Source organism: Prosthecodimorpha staleyi (assembly GCF_018729455.1).
In the GTDB taxonomy this organism is placed as follows: domain Bacteria; phylum Pseudomonadota; class Alphaproteobacteria; order Rhizobiales; family Ancalomicrobiaceae; genus Prosthecodimorpha; species Prosthecodimorpha staleyi.
This window is the reverse complement of the sequence record NZ_JAHHZF010000011.1, coordinates 211,025-226,568: the sequence shown is the minus strand read 5'-3', so window position 1 is coordinate 226,568 and position 15,544 is coordinate 211,025. Positions and strand designations below refer to the sequence as shown.

Sequence of the window (15,544 nt, the reverse complement as noted above, 5' to 3'; positions counted from 1 at the left end):
GCCGCGTTCGATGCCGCCGGCATGCGCCGTGTCGCCGATGCGCCCGGTCCGATTCGGTTCCTCCGCGCCTGTCGAAAAAGCGGCCGCCTTCGCAGGAAGGCGGCCGCAAGGCGCGCAGTCTGGGAGGGAGTACGCAGCACAGGCGGTGTGCGGCCGGGTCCTTCTCGTCCCCGGCCGCCGATGGGTGAATTCAGGCGGCGCCGGCGATGCGGCGGTCGGTCCGGCGGCGGTCGGCAACCGGCTGATAGGCCATCCGGGCATGGTAGCCGCAATAGGGAATGCCGGCTTCGGAGCGACGGGCGCAGAAGTGGAAGCCGTCGCTGCCCGGATCGCCGACCGGCCATTTGCAGGTCTGCTCGGTGAGTTGCAAGATCGAGGCGTTGCTGATCAGGGGCGCGTCCGACAAGGAATAGACTTTCGGCTGGGCGGACGGCAGCGGCCGGGCCGCCGGCACGATATCGGCCTTCAGGGCGGTGGCGCCGATGGTGATCGGCGTCGGGGCGGTCGGCCGGTGCGGCCGGGGCGGCGGCGCCGCGACGGGCTTCTTCGGACGCTGGGCGGTCTGCGGGGCGGGTGCCTTGGCACGGCCCGACAGGCCGAGACGGTGAACCTTGCCGATCACCGCATTGCGGGTGACGCCGCCCAGTTCCGCCGCGATCTGGCTGGCGCTCAGACCGTCGGACCAGAGCTTCTTGAGAAGTTCGACCCGTTCGTCTGTCCAGGAAATCATCGTCGCTCCTCGTTCTTTCTGTTTTCGGACGTCAGAATCCGCTACCATCCGGGCGCGAGCCCGCCGATGGTCGACGTGACGCTTTGACTGGGAACAACTCGCAGACCGCTCGGTCGCCGCACGAGATGTCGTGTTTAATGACCGTTAACCTACACCACCCCTAGACTCTGCATCAACCGCTCTGGGGCAGTGAGTTGGGGATCGTTGGGGCGTTTTCCCCAGGTGAGTCCGATTTGCCACAGATTCTCTGTGGGAAATACGCGTTAGTACCGGGATTTCTCGTGTGAAATCAGAGTTGCCGGCGAATTGACGCTGCGGTGAGACTGCCGAACCTGTCAGATTCATGTCGACGGTGCCGCGCCGTTGACAGAACTGCTCGAAAAACCGCATAATTCCCGTATATCCGACGTGCCGCCGAAGAGGCGGCACGTTTCGTTTCGGGCCTTGCCCGGCACCGATGCGCCCTTGCTGCGCAACCGGTGGCGGGCGGGCGGGCGGAGCCGGATGCGACCGTGCCGCAGGACCGAGGGTCGCGGCGCCCCGAATGCTGAAAGGAACATACCATGAGCCAGTCCGCACTCTACGCCACCTTCGCTCGGGCGGACGTGGCGTTCGAGCGAGGCGAGGGCTCTTGGCTCTATACGGCCGACGGCGATGCCTATCTCGACATGATGGGCGGCGTTGCGGTCAACGCGCTCGGCCATGCCCATCCGCGTCTCGTCGCCGCGCTCAAGGCGCAGGCGGAAAAGCTCTGGCATGTCTCCAACGTGTTCCGGATTCCGGAGCAGGAGGCGGTCGCCGAAAAGCTTGCCGGCCTCACCTTCGCCGACCGCGTCTTCTTCTGCAATTCGGGCGCCGAGGCGCTCGAATGCGCCATCAAGACGGCGCGGCGCTATCATTTTGTCAACGGCCGGCCGGAACGGGTGCGGATCGTGACCTTCGAAGGGGCCTTCCACGGCCGTACGCTGGCCACCCTCGCGGCCGGCGGCCAGGAGAAATATCTGGAGGGCTTCGGCCCGAAGGCGGGCGGCTTCGACCAGGTCCCGTTCGGCGACCGGGAGGCGCTCGACGCCATCATCGGGCCGGAGACGGCCGCGATCCTGGTCGAGCCGATCCAGGGCGAGAGCGGCGTCCGCCCGGTCGAGCCGCAGATGCTGCGCCATCTGCGCGACCTGTGCGACCGGCATGGCCTGCTCCTGATATTCGACGAGGTTCAGACCGGCATGGGCCGGACCGGCAAGCTGTTCGCCCACGAATGGGCCGGCGTGACCCCCGATGTGATGGCGGTCGCCAAGGGCATCGGTGGCGGCTTCCCGCTCGGTGCCTGTCTGGCGACCGAGGCGGCGGCGGCCGGCATGACCGCCGGCACGCATGGCTCGACCTTCGGCGGCAACCTGCTCGCCATGGCGGCTGCCGGAACGGTGATCGACGTGGTTGCCGAACCCGAATTCCTCGAGGCGGTGCGTGCCAAGGGCCTGCGCCTGAAGCAGAAGCTCGCCGGTCTGGTCGATACCCATCCGGAGGTGTTCGAGACCGTGCGCGGCGAGGGGCTGATGATCGGCCTGAAATGCCGCAAGCCGGCCGGCGAGGTCGTTGCGGCCATGCGCGCGCGCAAGCTGCTCTGCGTCGGCGCCGGCGACAACGTGATCCGGTTCCTGCCGCCGCTCACGATCAGCGAGGCGGAGATCGACGAAGCCGTCCATCGGGCCGATGCGGCCGCGACGGACATCGAGGCGGCCAGCCGGAAGGGAGCCGCGGCGTGACGGCGAAGCACCCGAAGCGGGATTTTATCGACCTCACCGACATCGGCGCGGCCGATCTGCGCGTGATCATCGACGAGAGCAAGCGCCTCAAGGCGGAGCGCCGCGGCGCGCGGCGCGGCGAGGGGCCGCTCGCCGGCAAGGTGCTGGCGATGATCTTCGAGCGGCCGTCGACCCGTACCCGCGTCTCCTTCGACGTGGGCATGCGCGAACTCGGCGGCGAGACGCTGATGCTGACCGGTGAGGAGATGCAGCTCGGTCGCGGCGAGTCCATCGCCGATACCGCGCGCGTCCTGTCGCGCTATGTCGATGCGATCATGATCCGCATCCTCGACCACAACGCGCTGGTCGAACTGGCCAGCAACGCGACCGTGCCGGTGGTCAACGGCCTGACCAAGTTCTCGCATCCCTGCCAGATCATGGCCGATGTGCTGACCTTCGAGGAGCATCGCGGGCCGATCGCCGGGCGTACCGTCGCCTGGACGGGCGACACCAACAACGTGCTGACCTCCTGGATCCATGCCGCCGCGCGCTTCGATTTCAAGCTGCGCGTCGCGACGCCGCCGGAACTGGCACCGCGCATGGATATCGTCGGCTGGGCGCGCAAGAACGGCGCCAGCGTTCATCTGACCGCCGACCCCTATGAGGCGGTCGAGGGATCGGATTGCGTGATCACCGACACCTGGGTGTCGATGGGCGACGACGAGAGCGAGCGCCGCCACAATCTCCTGAAGCCCTATCAGGTCGACGGACGGTTGATGCGCGCGGCCAACAAGGACGCCATCTTCATGCATTGCCTGCCGGCGCATCGCGACGAGGAGGTCACCGAGGAGGTGATCGACGGACCGCAGTCGGTGGTGTTCGACGAGGCCGAGAACCGCCTCCATGCCCAGAAAGGCATTCTTGCCTGGGTCATGGGGACGGCCGGCGCGTGAGCTGAGGCCGGCCGCCTCAGCCTTCCGGCAACGGCGGGACCAGTCGGGTCGGGCGCGACCGACCGGACCTCGCCGATCCGCAATGCCGGTGGAGTGCATGGCCGATCCTCCGCGATCGGCGGGCTTCCGATCCGCCGGCAAGCCCCCATATAGGGGCGAATACGGCCCCGGGACAGGATTCCGCGTCGGTCTCGACGCATCCTGTTCCGGCGGCGCCCCCAGGCCGCAGTGTCCCGCTGCCGACCGCCCTTCCGGACCTGTTCGCATGACCGACACGACCTTCGCCAGCCGCCCCCCGCAGGAGGGCGCAGACGACACCGTGCAGCCCTTCGCGGTTTCCGCCCTCGACGTGCGCGGCCGCGTGGTCCGGCTTGGCCCGGCCCTCGACGCGATCCTCGATCGTCACGCCTATCCGAAGCCGGTCTCGCAACTGCTGGGCGAGGCCGTGGCGCTGACCTGCCTGCTCGGCTCGTCGTTGAAGTTCGACGGCCGCTTCATCCTGCAGACCCGGACCGACGGTCCGGTCTCGATGCTGGTCGTCGACTATCAGACGCCCGACCGCATCCGCGCCTGCGCGACCTTCGATCGTGCGGCGGTGGAGACGATGACGGCGGAGGGTCGGGCGAGCACGGTGGCGCTGCTCGGTCGCGGTCATCTGGCCATGACGGTCGACCAGGGGGCGGACATGAACCGCTATCAGGGCGTCGTCGCGCTCGACGGCGCGACCCTGGAGGAGGTCGCACATGCCTATTTCGCCCAGTCGGAGCAGATCCCGACGCGGGTGCGCCTCGCGGTCGCCGAGATGCTGACGCGCGAACCGGGCCAGCCGCCGCGGCATGCCTGGCGGGCCGGCGGCATCCTCGTTCAGTTCCTGCCCGAGAGCCAGGATCGCATCCGCCAGCGCGACCTTGCGCCGGGCGATGCGCCCGACGCGTCGGGCCGTCCGGATGAGTTCTCCGACGACGACGCCTGGGTCGAGGCGCGCTCGCTCGTCGAGACGGTCGAGGACCTCGAACTGATCGATCCGGCCCTGTCGTCGGAGCGGCTGCTGTTCCGCCTGTTCCACGAGCGCGGCGTGCGCGTGTTCGAGACCCAGCCGGTGCAGGACCGCTGCCGCTGCACGCGCGACGCTGTCACCGGCATGCTCGACCAGTTCTCCGCCGAGGAGATCGCCGACATGACCGTCGACGGCGAGATCGTCGTCACCTGCGAGTTCTGCAACACGCGCTACCATTACGACCCGACGGCCCTGAAGAACTATGCCGGGACGGCGGAGGCGTGACGGCGTGTCGGTTCGGTCGGGTTCGAGATGCCCGGGCCGACGCTACCCGAAGGCCAGCTTGCCGCCGACGATGGTCAGCACGCCGGCGAGCAGGCCGCGCAAAAGGGCTTCCGGCATGCGCGGCGCGAAATGGCTGCCGACCAGGATGCCGGGGATCGAGCCGAGCAGCAGCGAGGCCAGCATGGCCCAGTCGACCGAACCCATGGCCCAATGGCCGAGGCCGGCGGCGAGCGTCAGCGGCACCGCATGGGCGATGTCGGAGCCGACGATGCGGGCGATCGGCAGGAGCGGATAGAGCAGCATCAGGGCCGTGATGCCGAGGGCGCCGGCGCCGACCGAGGACAGCGTCACGATGGCGCCGAGCACGACCCCGGTGAAGACGGTCAGGAACGCGGTCCGACGCAGATCCGGCGTCTCCTTGCGCAGGCGGCTGGCGATGGCGAGCACATAGCGGCGCAACACGAAGCTCACGGCGGTTGCGAGCAGCGCATAGCCGAGAGCGACCGAGATCAGCTTCGCCGTATCGTGGCTGTGGCCGATCCGGTGTAGCAGCAGCAACGTCACGAGCGCGGCCGGCACGCTTCCGATCGCCAGCAGGCCGGTCACGCGCCAGTCGACCGTGCGGTTGAAGCCGTGCATCGCCGCGCCGGCCGATTTGGTGATCGCCGCATAGAGCAGGTCCGTGCCGACCGCCGTCGCCGGATGCACGCCGAACATCAGGACGAGAAGCGGCGTCATCAGCGAGCCGCCGCCGACGCCCGTGAAACCGACAAGGAGGCCGACCGCGAAGCCGGAAATCGAATAGAGCGGTTCGATCGACGACAGGTCCACGTCTGCTCCCGTTCGACCGCCGGAACCCGGCGCCGGATGGCTGGAAGGGGGCCCGTCCCGGGGCCTCCGCATGACCCCGTCCGAGGACCGGGATGGGCCGACCGGAATTCCGATCGGTCCGATCGGCTTTGTGTCCCGAGACGGGCCGAAGTGCAAGTCGGCTTCATGATGGGTCCACCGCTGTTCGGTGGCCGCGGCCGGCGGCCGAACTCAGAAGCGCATGCCGAACGGACCGCCGCCGCCTGCGGTCATCGACGGCGTGCCGCGCGGACGGGCCAGGATCATGCACCAGAAGGTCTTCCAGCCGGTATCGGGCTTGAAGACCGAGGCGATGCCCATCTGGGTCACGTCCGTCTTGCGCAAGTTGGCATCGTGGCCGGACGATGTCCGCCAGCCCTCGAAGGCATCCTCCAGCGTGCGATAGCCGACGCCGAGATTTTCGGCGCCGGTCGCGTAGAGATAGCCGCCGTCCTTCAGCCGCTTGTCCAGAGCGCCGTAGGGCGGCAGGGAATGCGACATCTTGTCGACCGCCGCCATGGCGTTGGCATAGCGGCTGCAGATCGAGGTCAGCGTGCCGTCGAGCGAGACCGGCTGCAGGCCGCTCCTGGCCCGGTAGGCATTGGTCATGGCGACCGCCTTGGCCGGATCGACCGGCACATAGGGGCGCTTCGGATCGATCTTGATATTGGCCCCGAAGGTGTCGCCGGCCAGATAGTTCAGGTTGCCACCGCAGGCGGCCAGTGGCAGCGCCGCGCCGGCGAGGCCGAAGACGCGGATCAGGCCGCGCCGGGAAAGGGCGAGTTCGAGGGTGCGGTCGGTCATGGGCACGGTTCCGTAAGGGCCGGAGCGGTGGAGGCGGCGTCGGCCGGTTGGGCGCCGGACAGCCGGGCCGCGAACGCGGCGGTCTCGGCGGCGGCGAAGCGGATATTGCCCATCAGCGTCGCCGGCGAGGACCCGCGCGGGCCGAAATCGTGGCTGCCGTCCTCGACGAAGGTCACCGTGACGGCATCGCCGAGCGCGTAGCTCTCCACTTCGGCGCGGTCGCCGAACTCGTCGCGCTCGCCCTGCAGCACGAGCGTCGGCCGGCCGACCGCGGCGAGCGGCGCGACCCGCGGGTTCGTCTCGTCGGCGGGCGGATGGAACGGATAGCCGAACGCGACCACGCCGGCGACCGCTTCGGGCAGGTCCGTCCCGGCCGCCATCACGGCGACGCGTCCGCCCATCGACTTGCCGCCGATCAGGAGCGGGGCGGACGGGCCGATCTCCGCCAGCACCGCGGCGATCGCCGCCCGATAGGCGTCGACCAGGGTCTCCGCCTTGGGCGGCGGTCGGCGCCGGCCCGTGCTGCGCCGCTCGGCCATGTAGGGGAACTCGAAGCGCGCGACCGCGATCGCCTCGGCGGCGAGCGCCTCGGCCAGCCGGGTCATGAAGGCGGAATCCATCGCCGCGCCCGCGCCATGCGCCAGCAGCAGCGTGGCGCGCGGCGCAGTCTCGGGGCGGGTCCAGAGGAAGTCGGTCAAACGGATCTCCGAGGTGCCGCGCGCCATGCGCGGAAGGCCGATCCTCCGAGCCATGGCGGCGAAAGACGGCCTGGTCAAGACCCGATCGCATCCGGGGCAGCCCGGCGCGCCTGCACGCCGGGCACGGCCGGTCAGTAGTAGCCGAGCGGGAAATAGCGGAAATAGAGCTCGGCGATGGTGCCGTCCTCGGAAAGCCGGTGCAGGGCGTAGTCGAAGGCCTGCTTCAGGCGCTTGTTGCCCTTGGTCACCGAGATCCTGAGGCCGTCGCCGAAATAGTTGCTTTCCAGATAGGGGGCACCGCGGAATTCGCAGCAATTGTGGCTTGCCTCGCCGAGCAGCCAGAAGCTCAGGCCGACCGCATCGCCGAAATGCACGTCGACGGTGCCGTCGCGCAAGGCATCGCGCGCCGCCGCCTCGTTCGGATAGGCGACCACGCGCGACTTCGGGAAGCTGTCGAGCACGAAGGCCTCGTGGGCGGATCCCGAGACCACGGAGATCCAGCGCAGTTCGAGGCCTTCCGGCGTCGTCGTGAGGGCTGTGCCCTTCGGCGCCACGAAACGCCCGGGCATGGTCAGATAGGCGTCCGTGGTCTCCAGTTTCGCCCGCAGATCCGACCCGATGTTCAGTCCCGCCACGATGGCGTCGCCGCGCCGCTCGCCGATCGCCGTCACCAGGTCGTCGAAGGGGCGCATCTGGATGGTGCAGGCGGCGGTCAGTTCGGCGCAGATGGCGCGGGCGAGGTCGACGTTGAAACCGGTCAAGCGGCCGCCTGAATCCAGGTAGTTGAAGGGCGGAAAGTCGCCGGAGGTGAGGAAGCGGATCGTGCCGAGATCGCCGGTCGGCTTCTCCGGGCGGCGCTTCGGGTCCCACAGATTGGGCAACTGCGCCGATCCGGCCGGGCGCGACGGCTTCAGCGTCGGGGCGAGCGGCTTGGCCGGCCCGGTATCGACCGGCTGTGCGCCGGGCCTAGCCGGCTGGCCCGGCGCCTGAGCCACCGCCACGCCGGCGACGCCCAGGACGAAGCTCAGGCAAAGAGCGGCCTTCCGTCGGAAATTTCTGCCTTTACGGGTCATTTTCGACAAGGCAACTTACCTGAGAAGCGGCATGATCGGTTGTACGGCACCGGCAGTTCACCCGGGCGCGACCGCGTCCTGCGGCGGAGCGAACCGGCCGTTGCGGAGCCAAGCCGAAACTTAGAGAAGCGCCGCGCGGAGGGGAAGGGTGTTCATCGGAGAGCCACGCTTCGCCCCGTCGCCGCCCTCGTTCGGCGAGACCGGCCCGTCCGGCCGCGCACCGCATGCCGGTCGCACCTGGAGCGAGGCGCAGGCCTCCGTGCCGGAGCGGACGGTCTTCGAACACGACCTGCTGGTCGACCTCGGCTATCCGTCCGGACTGATCGCCCGCGCCGCCGCCGACGGTCGCGGCGACGGCCGGGGGGCGGCGGGCCAGCTGATCGCGGTCGGCCGGCTCGATGCCGAACGATGGTGCCGCGCCGTGTCGGTGCGCCTGGACCTGCCATGGGCCGGCGACGTGGCGGCCGAGCGACTGACCGCCGGCGCGGTGCCACCCTCGGCCAACATCCTTCGTCAGGCCCGCGCCGCCTGGATCGAGGCGGACGGGGAGGGGCGCCTCCTGCTCGCGCCGGTCGGCCCCGACCTCGATCTGCTGGTCTGGCTGGTCCGTTCGGATCCGGACCATCGCGGCCGCCTGTTGCTGACAACGCCGGACCGCCTGCGGCAGGCGCTGATCGCCCGCCACGGTCCGGCCTTGCTGCGCCGCGCTGTGGACGGACTGGCGGCAAGCCGCCCGGATTGCTCGGCCCGCCGGATCGGGCCCGGCGCCCTTGCGGCCGTGCTGGCGCTGACGGGCCTGATCGTCGCGCTGCCGGTCGCGGCGGCGTTCGGAGCCGGCGCGCCGATGCTGGCCGGGGCGGAACTGGCCTTCATGGCCCTCGGGCTGCTGCGTCTGTCGGCGGCGCTGGCGCCCGGTGCTCTCCCGCCGCCCCCGCCGCCGCGTGAGGACCGGCTGCCACGCTATGCCGTCCTGGTGCCGCTCTATCGCGAGGCCGGTGAGGTGCCTCGGTTGTTCGCGGCCCTCGAGGCGTTGCGCTATCCGCGTCATCTGCTGCAGGTGCTGGTGCTGGTCGAGGCCGACGACGGCCCGACCTGCGCGGCGGTCGCCGCGCATCTGCCCGGCACCGGCTTCGCCATGGTGACCGTGCCGCCGGTCGCGCCGCGGACCAAGCCGAAGGCGCTCGGCTACGGTCTCGCGCTGGCGGATGCCGATCTCGTCACCGTCTACGATGCCGAGGACCGGCCCGACCCGGACCAGTTGCTCGCCGCCGCGGCGGCCTTCGCGGCCGGACCGCCGGACCTCGTCTGCGTCCAAGCGGCGCTGGCGATCGATCATGCGCCCGCCTCCCGGCCCTGGATCGCGCGTCAGTTCGCGCTCGAATATGCCGCCCTGTTCGGCGGCCTGCTGCCGCATCTCGCCGCCGGCGGACGGTTCTTCCCGCTCGGCGGCACCTCCAACCATTTCCGGCGTGCGGCGCTGGAAGCGGCCGGCGGCTGGGACCCACACAATGTGACCGAGGATGCCGACATCGCCGTCCGCCTCGTCCGCGACGGCGGCCGCCTCGGCGTCATCGCCTCGTCCACCCGCGAGGAGGCGCCGCTGACGATTGCCGCCTGGCACGGCCAGCGCAGCCGCTGGCTGAAAGGCTGGCTGCAGACGCTGGCGGTGCATAACCGGCATCCGCTGCGCCTGCTTGCCGATCTCGGTCCGACCGACTTCCTGCTGTTCCAACTGACCATGGCCGGTCAGTTCCTGTCGGCGCTGATCTATCCGTTGAGCCTTGGCACTCTGGCGTTCGATGCCCTGTTCCGCGGCCAGCTGCTGGCGGATCGCAGCTTCGGCGGCGATCTGGTGCTGTCCGCCTGCCTCATCGCGCTCGCCCTCGGCATGATCGGTCCGGTCGCGCTGGCGGCGCGGGTCTCGCGCGGCGCCTGGTCGCCCGCGCGCCTGTTCGATCTCGCCACCATGCCGGTCTACTGGCTGTTGCTCTGGCCGGCGGCGGTGACCGCCCTGTTCGAACTGGTCGTCGCACCGTCGCGGTGGACGAAGACCCGCCATGGCCTCGCCGAACGCGACTTGCCTCTTGCGGAGCAACCGACCGGGAGGCTATCTCTAGACCCAAGGGCGGGTGTAGCTCAGGGGTAGAGCATCGGCTTCCCAAGCCGTGGGTCGAGGGTTCGAATCCCTTCGCCCGCTCCAAAATTCCGATCTTCAAGCGATTTCAATCGGTTTCGCGTGAAAGCGATGCGCGTGGTCAGGTCGCCTGGGCGCATGCCTCGGCCAAAAAGCGCGGGACTCCGCCTCGCCGCCGCTTGCATCACGGCTGGTGACATGGCGGCCACCCGAAAGTCCGCCAGTCGCAGGACCGCCAGTCAAATCGCAGTCGGCGCGATCAGGGCCGTGTGGCGGGGCAGGTCGGTATCCTCGAAAAGATCGGGATGACGCTCGGCGAGGCGGGCGGTCGCGACCAGGATCTCGCGCAGGTGCCGGCGCATGGTCGCCTCGGCGGCTTCCGGCTGGGCGGCCGCGATGGCGTCGAGGATCGCCTGATGCTGCTCGACGAGCAGGCCCATCGGGGTGGCGTCCGGCAGGCTGAGGATGCGCATCCGGTCGGTCTGGGCGCGCGCGCCCTCCACGATCCGCCAGGCATAGTCACAGCCGACGATATCCGAGATGGCGCGGTGGAAGGCGATGTCGGCCACCTTGAACCCGGCGATGTCTTCGCGACCGGCGGTGTCGCGCTGCTCGGCCATGATCCGTTCGAGCCCGGCGATGTCGGCCGGGGCGGCCATCGCGGCGGCGCTGCGGGCGATGGCGACCTCCACGGCCTCGCGCACGAAGCGCGCATTGGCGACCTCGCGCACCGAGATCTTGACCACGAAGGTGCCTCGGTTGGGCAGGATCTGCAGGAGCCCGGCGTCTGCGAGCTTGATGAAGGCCTCGCGCACCGGCTGGCGGCTGACCCCGAAGCGGCTGGCGATGTCCTTCTCGGACAGCGCCTCGCCGGGCCGCAGGGTCATCTCCACGATGGCGTGGCGCAGCTTGGCGACCAGTTGCGGGGCGATCGGCTCGCGCAGGCTGAGGGTCGGGTCCATGGCGGCGCCCTCAATGCGCGTCGCGCTTGGCCCGCGCGACGATCTGGGTCGGGTTGACGAAGCGCAGCGCGATCAGGAGCCAGACCAGCGTGGTCAGCATGTAGATCACCGCCATCGCGTCGATCGACTGCACGGCGCGGACGCCGGCGGCGAAGACCGAATAGTAGAGCGCCACGACCAGCGTCTGGCTGCCGGGTCCTGCGGTCAGGAAGGTCAGTTCGAACATCGCGATGGTGCGCACCAGCACGAGCAGCAGCGCCGCCAGGATGCCGGGGGTCAGGATCGGCACCAGGACATGGCGGAACACCCCGAAGGTGCCGGCGCCGAAGACCCGGGCGGCGGCCTCCAGGCGCGGATCGATCTGCTCGATGAACGGGATCATGACCAGGATCACGAAGGGCACGGTCGGCACCAGATTGGCGAGGATCACGCCGGTCAGCGTGCCGCCGAGCCCGACCTGGTAGAGCACGGTCGCGAGCGGGATGCCGAAGGTCACCGGCGGCACCAGGATCGGCAGCAGGAACAGCACCATGACCAGCCGCTTGCCGGGGAATTCGCGCCGCGCCATGGCGTAGGCGGTCGGCACGCCGATCAGGCCGGACAGGAACACGACCGCAAACACCACCTGGAAGGTGACGGTCAGCACGTCGCCGAGCTGGAACTCGTCCCAGGCGGAGAAGTACCACTTGGTGGTGAAGCCGGCCGGCAGCCAGGTGCCGAGCCAGCGCGTGGCGAAGGAGCTGGTCACCACCGAGCCGATCAGGCCGGCGAGGTTGATCAGGAACAGGATCACCACCGACCAGACCGCGAAGGCCCAGATCCGTGCCGTGAGCGAGGTGTCCTTCGGCATGGGTCAGCCCTTGGCGGCGGCGACGGGGCCGCGATAGAGGAGCGATCGGAGGCCGAGCACCAGCGCGACCACGCCGAGCTGGGTCAGGCCCATGATCATCGCGATGGCCGACGCCATGGCGTAGTCGTATTCCTCCGTGGCCGCCTGGTAGGCGGCGATCGAGATCACGCGCGTCGCGCTCGACGGGTCGCCGACCAGCACCGCCGACGGCAGCACCGAATAGGCCTGTACGAAGGACAGGCAGAAGGTGATGGCGAGCCCGGGCAGCAGGAGCGGCAGGAACACCTCGCGGAAGCGGTTGCGTGCGTTGGCGCCGAGCGTCGCCGCGGCCTGCTCCAGCGACGGGTCGATGCCGGTCACGTAGGAGAGCGTCAGCAGGAAGGTGAACGGGAAGCCGGTGATCACCAGGCTGATGAACACGCCCCAGTAGTTGTTGACCAGTTTGACCGGGCTGGAGATCAGGCCGGCCAGCATCAGCACGCGATTGAGCCAGCCCTGCGGGCCCAGATAGAAGAGCATGCCCTCGGCGACCAGCACCGTGCCGAGCGTGATCGGCAGGATCAGGAGCGTGGTCAGCAGCCGCTGCCGGCGCAGCAGGCGGACCCGGAAGGCGATCGGCAGCGCGATCAGCAGGTTGATCAGCGTCACCGGCAGGGCCAGCTTCATGGTCGTCCAGATCGTCCCGTAGAGGAACGGATCGGAGAAGAATTTCGCATAGTTGGCCAGCGCCGGGCCGGCCTTCGGGTGGAACGACAGCCACAGCCCGTACAGGAACGGGTAGATGAACAGCGCCACCACGAAGATCACGCCGGGCAGGACCAGGAGCGTGGTGCCGTCGAGGCCGCGGGCGGAGAGCCGGGCGCCGAGCGAGGGCGTTTCGGCACTCATGCGGCGGTCTCCGCGAAGACGAGCGTGCGTTCGCGCGCGCCCGACAGACGCACGGCCGCACCGGCCGCAAGGCGTTCGTCGGCGCTGAAATGCAGCTCCGCGCCGGACGCCACGGCGGCGAGGCCGACGAATTCGTGGCCGCGATATTCGATCGCCGTGACCTTGGCGTCGACCGAGCCGGTCGTACCGGCCCGCAAGTCCGCGGGCCGCAGCGCGACCACGACGCGGCCGTCCTTCGGAGCCGGCCCCTGCAACTGGCCTTCCAGCTCGCCGCCGTCGATGGCGACCCGGACGAAGCCCCCGGCCTCGCCGACGAGGCGGCCGGCGACGCGGTTGCGGTAGCCCATGAAGTCGGCGACGCCGAGATCGGTCGGGCGGGCGTAGAGCTCCTCCGGCGTGCCGACCTGGCGGATCTCGCCCTCGCGCAGCACCACGATGCGGTCGGCGAGCGAGAGCGCCTCCTCCTGGTCGTGGGTCACGTAGATGGTGGTCGAGCCGAGGCTCGAATGGATGCGGCGGATTTCCTGGCGCATCTCCAGGCGCAGCTTGGCGTCGAGATTGGACAAGGGCTCGTCCATCAGCACCAGGGGCGGCTCGATCACGATGGCACGCGCGATGGCGACGCGCTGCTGCTGGCCGCCGGACAATTGGCCGGGCAGCTTCGCCTCCTGGCCCTGCAGGCGGACGAGCTGCACGGCGGCGGCGATGCGCCGCGCCATCTCGTCGGCCGGCGTGCCGCGCATCCTGAGGCCGAAGCCGATATTCTTGGCGATCGTCATATGCGGGAACAGCGCATAGTTCTGGAACACCATGCCGAAGCCGCGCTGCTCGGGCCTCAGCGTGTCGATGCGCCGGTCGTCGAGCATGATCCGGCCGCCCGAGAGGGCGAGCAGGCCGGCGATGCAGTTGAGCGCCGTCGTCTTGCCGCAGCCGGAGGGCCCAAGCAGCGCGATGAACTCGCCGCGCCGGATGGTGAGCGACACGCCCTTGAGGGCGTTGAAGCCGCCGAACTCGCGCCGGATGGCTTCGAGCCGGAGTTCCTGGAAGACGGGCGTGGACATGGAGCGTTTCGGGATCCGGAGGGAGGCGCCCCGCCGGTGTCGGCGGGATCACGGGGACAGGTCATGCGCACCGCGGCGCGGCCGCCGGCCTCGGGGCCGGCGGATCGGGGTGTCTTGGCCGCACGGGCGGCCGCCGCATCGAGGTCCTGATGCGGCGGCCGCGCCGGTCACTTCTTGCGGGAGCCGATTTCCTCGTCCCAGCGACGGAAGGCCAGGACCATCTTGTCGGGCAACAGCGGCAGCTCGATCGGGTTGTTGGCGATCAAGTCCGCATAGGCGGCGCGGCCGAATTCCTTGATCGCCGCCTGGCTGTCGGCGGGCGCCATGTCGAGGGTCACGCCGGCCACCGCCGGGCCGGGATAGAAGTAGCCCTCGTCGTAGGTATAGGCCTGCTGCTCCTTGGTGAGCAGGAAGTTCATCAGGTCGAGCACCACGTTGAGCTTCTCGGGCGAGACGCCCTTCGGCACGCACATGTAGTGCGCGTCGGCGACCCAGCGGAAGCCCTTCAGTGCGGCGATCTCGGCGTTCTTCGGCACCACGCCGAGCACGCGCGGATTGATGTCCCAGCCGGTCGTCGACACGATCATGTCGACCGAGCCCTCGCCGAGCGCCTTCATGGTCGGTGTCGTGCCGGCCGGATAGGTCTCGATGGTCTCGCCGAGCTCCTTCAGATAGGCCCAGGTCTTGTCCCAGCCGCCGACCGGATCCTTCGGGTCCTTGTCGCCGAGCAGGTAGGGCAGGCCCATCAGGAAGGTGCGGCCCGGGCCTGAATTGGCCGGGCGGGCATACATGAAGCGGCCCTTGTTGGCCTTGGCCCAGGCGAGCAGGTCCTCTGCGGTCTTCGGCACCGCCTTGACGCGCTCGGGCATGTATTCGAGCAGTGGGCCGGACGGATAGTAGGTGACGACCACGCCCTGGCCCTGCGCCAAGCTCTGCATGCGGAAGGCCGGCTCCTGATAGATCGCCTTCAGGTCGGGCAGGTTGGCCTGCTGGGCCGGGACCAGATCGATCCACAGCTTCTGGTCGATGCCAGCGGAGAGTACGTCGGTGCCGGTCAGGACGAGGTCGATGTCGACCCGGTTGGCGTCCTGCTGGGCCTTGATCTTGCCGGGCAGTTCGGGCGCCGGCGCCTTGCCGAAGACCACGCGCGAGACCCAGTCGGGCTTGGCCTTGCGGTAGTTCTCGATCGACTTCTGGGTCAGCGCCAGATTGCCGGCGACGTCCATGATGTTGAGCACGACCGGCGCGGCCGGCTTGGTCGGTGCGGCGAAGGCCGGGCGGATGCCGGCGGCCGCAAATGCGGCAAGACCGGCCGACGCCTTCAGGATCTGGCGCCGGTCCATACGATCGGAATTCATTGTCGTTTCCTCCCACGGGAAATCCGGGCATCCGTCAGGCCGCCATGGGGATATCTCCCGTCCCCGGGGGCGCCGATGCCTCTATACCACCATACAGGCCCGCCTCGACCCGTCAAGAGTGGCGACGCACGGCACCATGCCGCCCCCCGCGCCGCCTCGC

At 69.5% G+C, this 15,544-nt stretch carries 14 protein-coding genes and 1 tRNA gene; 5 read left to right on the top strand and 10 right to left on the bottom strand.

What is annotated here, in order from left to right; genetic code table 11:
• Positions 1–190: 190 nt before the first annotated feature.
• Complete coding sequence (locus tag KL771_RS21670; protein WP_261970626.1) at positions 191–727, bottom strand: GcrA family cell cycle regulator; 537 nt, start codon at positions 725–727, stop codon at positions 191–193.
• Positions 728–1,293: 566 nt separating this feature from the next.
• Between KL771_RS21670 and KL771_RS21665 the strand changes: the two genes are divergently transcribed.
• The 3 genes from KL771_RS21665 (at position 1,294) to KL771_RS21655 (ending at position 4,707) form a co-directional block, all read left to right on the top strand.
• Complete coding sequence (locus KL771_RS21665; protein ID WP_261970587.1) at positions 1,294–2,493, top strand: aspartate aminotransferase family protein; 1,200 nt, start codon at positions 1,294–1,296, stop codon at positions 2,491–2,493.
• Positions 2,490–3,425 (top strand): ornithine carbamoyltransferase, encoded by a 936-nt coding sequence (argF, locus tag KL771_RS21660; protein WP_054358665.1) that lies wholly within the window; start codon positions 2,490–2,492, stop codon positions 3,423–3,425. Before KL771_RS21665 ends, argF begins: the two co-directional genes overlap by 4 nt.
• A gap of 265 nt (positions 3,426–3,690) precedes the next feature.
• The gene (locus KL771_RS21655) at positions 3,691–4,707 is read left to right on the top strand and encodes an Hsp33 family molecular chaperone (RefSeq protein ID WP_261970586.1); all 1,017 of its coding nucleotides are present in this window, start codon (positions 3,691–3,693) and stop codon (positions 4,705–4,707) included.
• Positions 4,708–4,749: 42 nt separating this feature from the next.
• Here the strand turns inward: KL771_RS21655 and KL771_RS21650 are convergent, their stop codons facing one another.
• The 4 genes from KL771_RS21650 to KL771_RS21635 form a co-directional block, all read right to left on the bottom strand.
• Positions 4,750–5,538: a sulfite exporter TauE/SafE family protein gene (locus KL771_RS21650; RefSeq protein ID WP_261970585.1), complete on the bottom strand. Its 789-nt coding sequence runs from the start codon at positions 5,536–5,538 to the stop codon at positions 4,750–4,752.
• Positions 5,539–5,748: 210 nt separating this feature from the next.
• Positions 5,749–6,360: a CAP domain-containing protein gene (locus KL771_RS21645; RefSeq protein ID WP_261970584.1), complete on the bottom strand. Its 612-nt coding sequence runs from the start codon at positions 6,358–6,360 to the stop codon at positions 5,749–5,751.
• Entirely contained in the window at positions 6,357–7,058 is a 702-nt protein-coding gene (locus tag KL771_RS21640; protein WP_261970583.1) for an alpha/beta fold hydrolase, read from the bottom strand. Before KL771_RS21640 ends, KL771_RS21645 begins: the two co-directional genes overlap by 4 nt.
• 131 nt (positions 7,059–7,189) lie before the next feature.
• Positions 7,190–8,059 (bottom strand): transporter substrate-binding domain-containing protein, encoded by an 870-nt coding sequence (locus KL771_RS21635; protein ID WP_261970582.1) that lies wholly within the window; start codon positions 8,057–8,059, stop codon positions 7,190–7,192.
• Between the two features lie 220 nt (positions 8,060–8,279).
• Between KL771_RS21635 and KL771_RS21630 the strand changes: the two genes are divergently transcribed.
• Both KL771_RS21630 and KL771_RS21625 read left to right on the top strand, forming a co-directional pair.
• A complete protein-coding gene (locus KL771_RS21630; protein WP_261970581.1) occupies positions 8,280–10,277 on the top strand; it encodes a glycosyltransferase family 2 protein in 1,998 nt (665 codons plus the stop codon).
• Positions 10,257–10,331: transfer RNA gene (locus tag KL771_RS21625), tRNA-Gly, on the top strand. The genes KL771_RS21630 and KL771_RS21625 overlap by 21 nt, the downstream gene beginning before the upstream one ends.
• Positions 10,332–10,504: 173 nt before the next feature.
• Here KL771_RS21625 and KL771_RS21620 read toward each other — a convergent pair.
• The 5 genes from KL771_RS21620 to KL771_RS21600 form a co-directional block, all read right to left on the bottom strand.
• Positions 10,505–11,227, bottom strand: coding sequence for a GntR family transcriptional regulator (locus KL771_RS21620; protein ID WP_261970580.1), 723 nt, complete (start codon positions 11,225–11,227; stop codon positions 10,505–10,507).
• A 10-nt stretch (positions 11,228–11,237) separates the two neighbouring features.
• Entirely contained in the window at positions 11,238–12,077 is an 840-nt protein-coding gene (locus KL771_RS21615; protein ID WP_054358658.1) for an ABC transporter permease, read from the bottom strand.
• Between the two features lie 3 nt (positions 12,078–12,080).
• On the bottom strand, positions 12,081–12,965 hold the full coding sequence (locus KL771_RS21610; RefSeq protein ID WP_261970579.1) for an ABC transporter permease: 885 nt from the start codon (positions 12,963–12,965) through the stop codon (positions 12,081–12,083).
• Positions 12,962–14,026 carry an ABC transporter ATP-binding protein gene (locus tag KL771_RS21605; protein WP_261970578.1) on the bottom strand — a complete coding sequence of 355 codons (1,065 nt, stop codon included), beginning with the start codon at positions 14,024–14,026 and terminating at the stop codon, positions 12,962–12,964. Before KL771_RS21605 ends, KL771_RS21610 begins: the two co-directional genes overlap by 4 nt.
• 167 nt (positions 14,027–14,193) lie before the next feature.
• Positions 14,194–15,384 (bottom strand): ABC transporter substrate-binding protein, encoded by a 1,191-nt coding sequence (locus KL771_RS21600; protein WP_261970577.1) that lies wholly within the window; start codon positions 15,382–15,384, stop codon positions 14,194–14,196.
• Between the last annotated feature and the right edge of the window lie 160 nt (positions 15,385–15,544).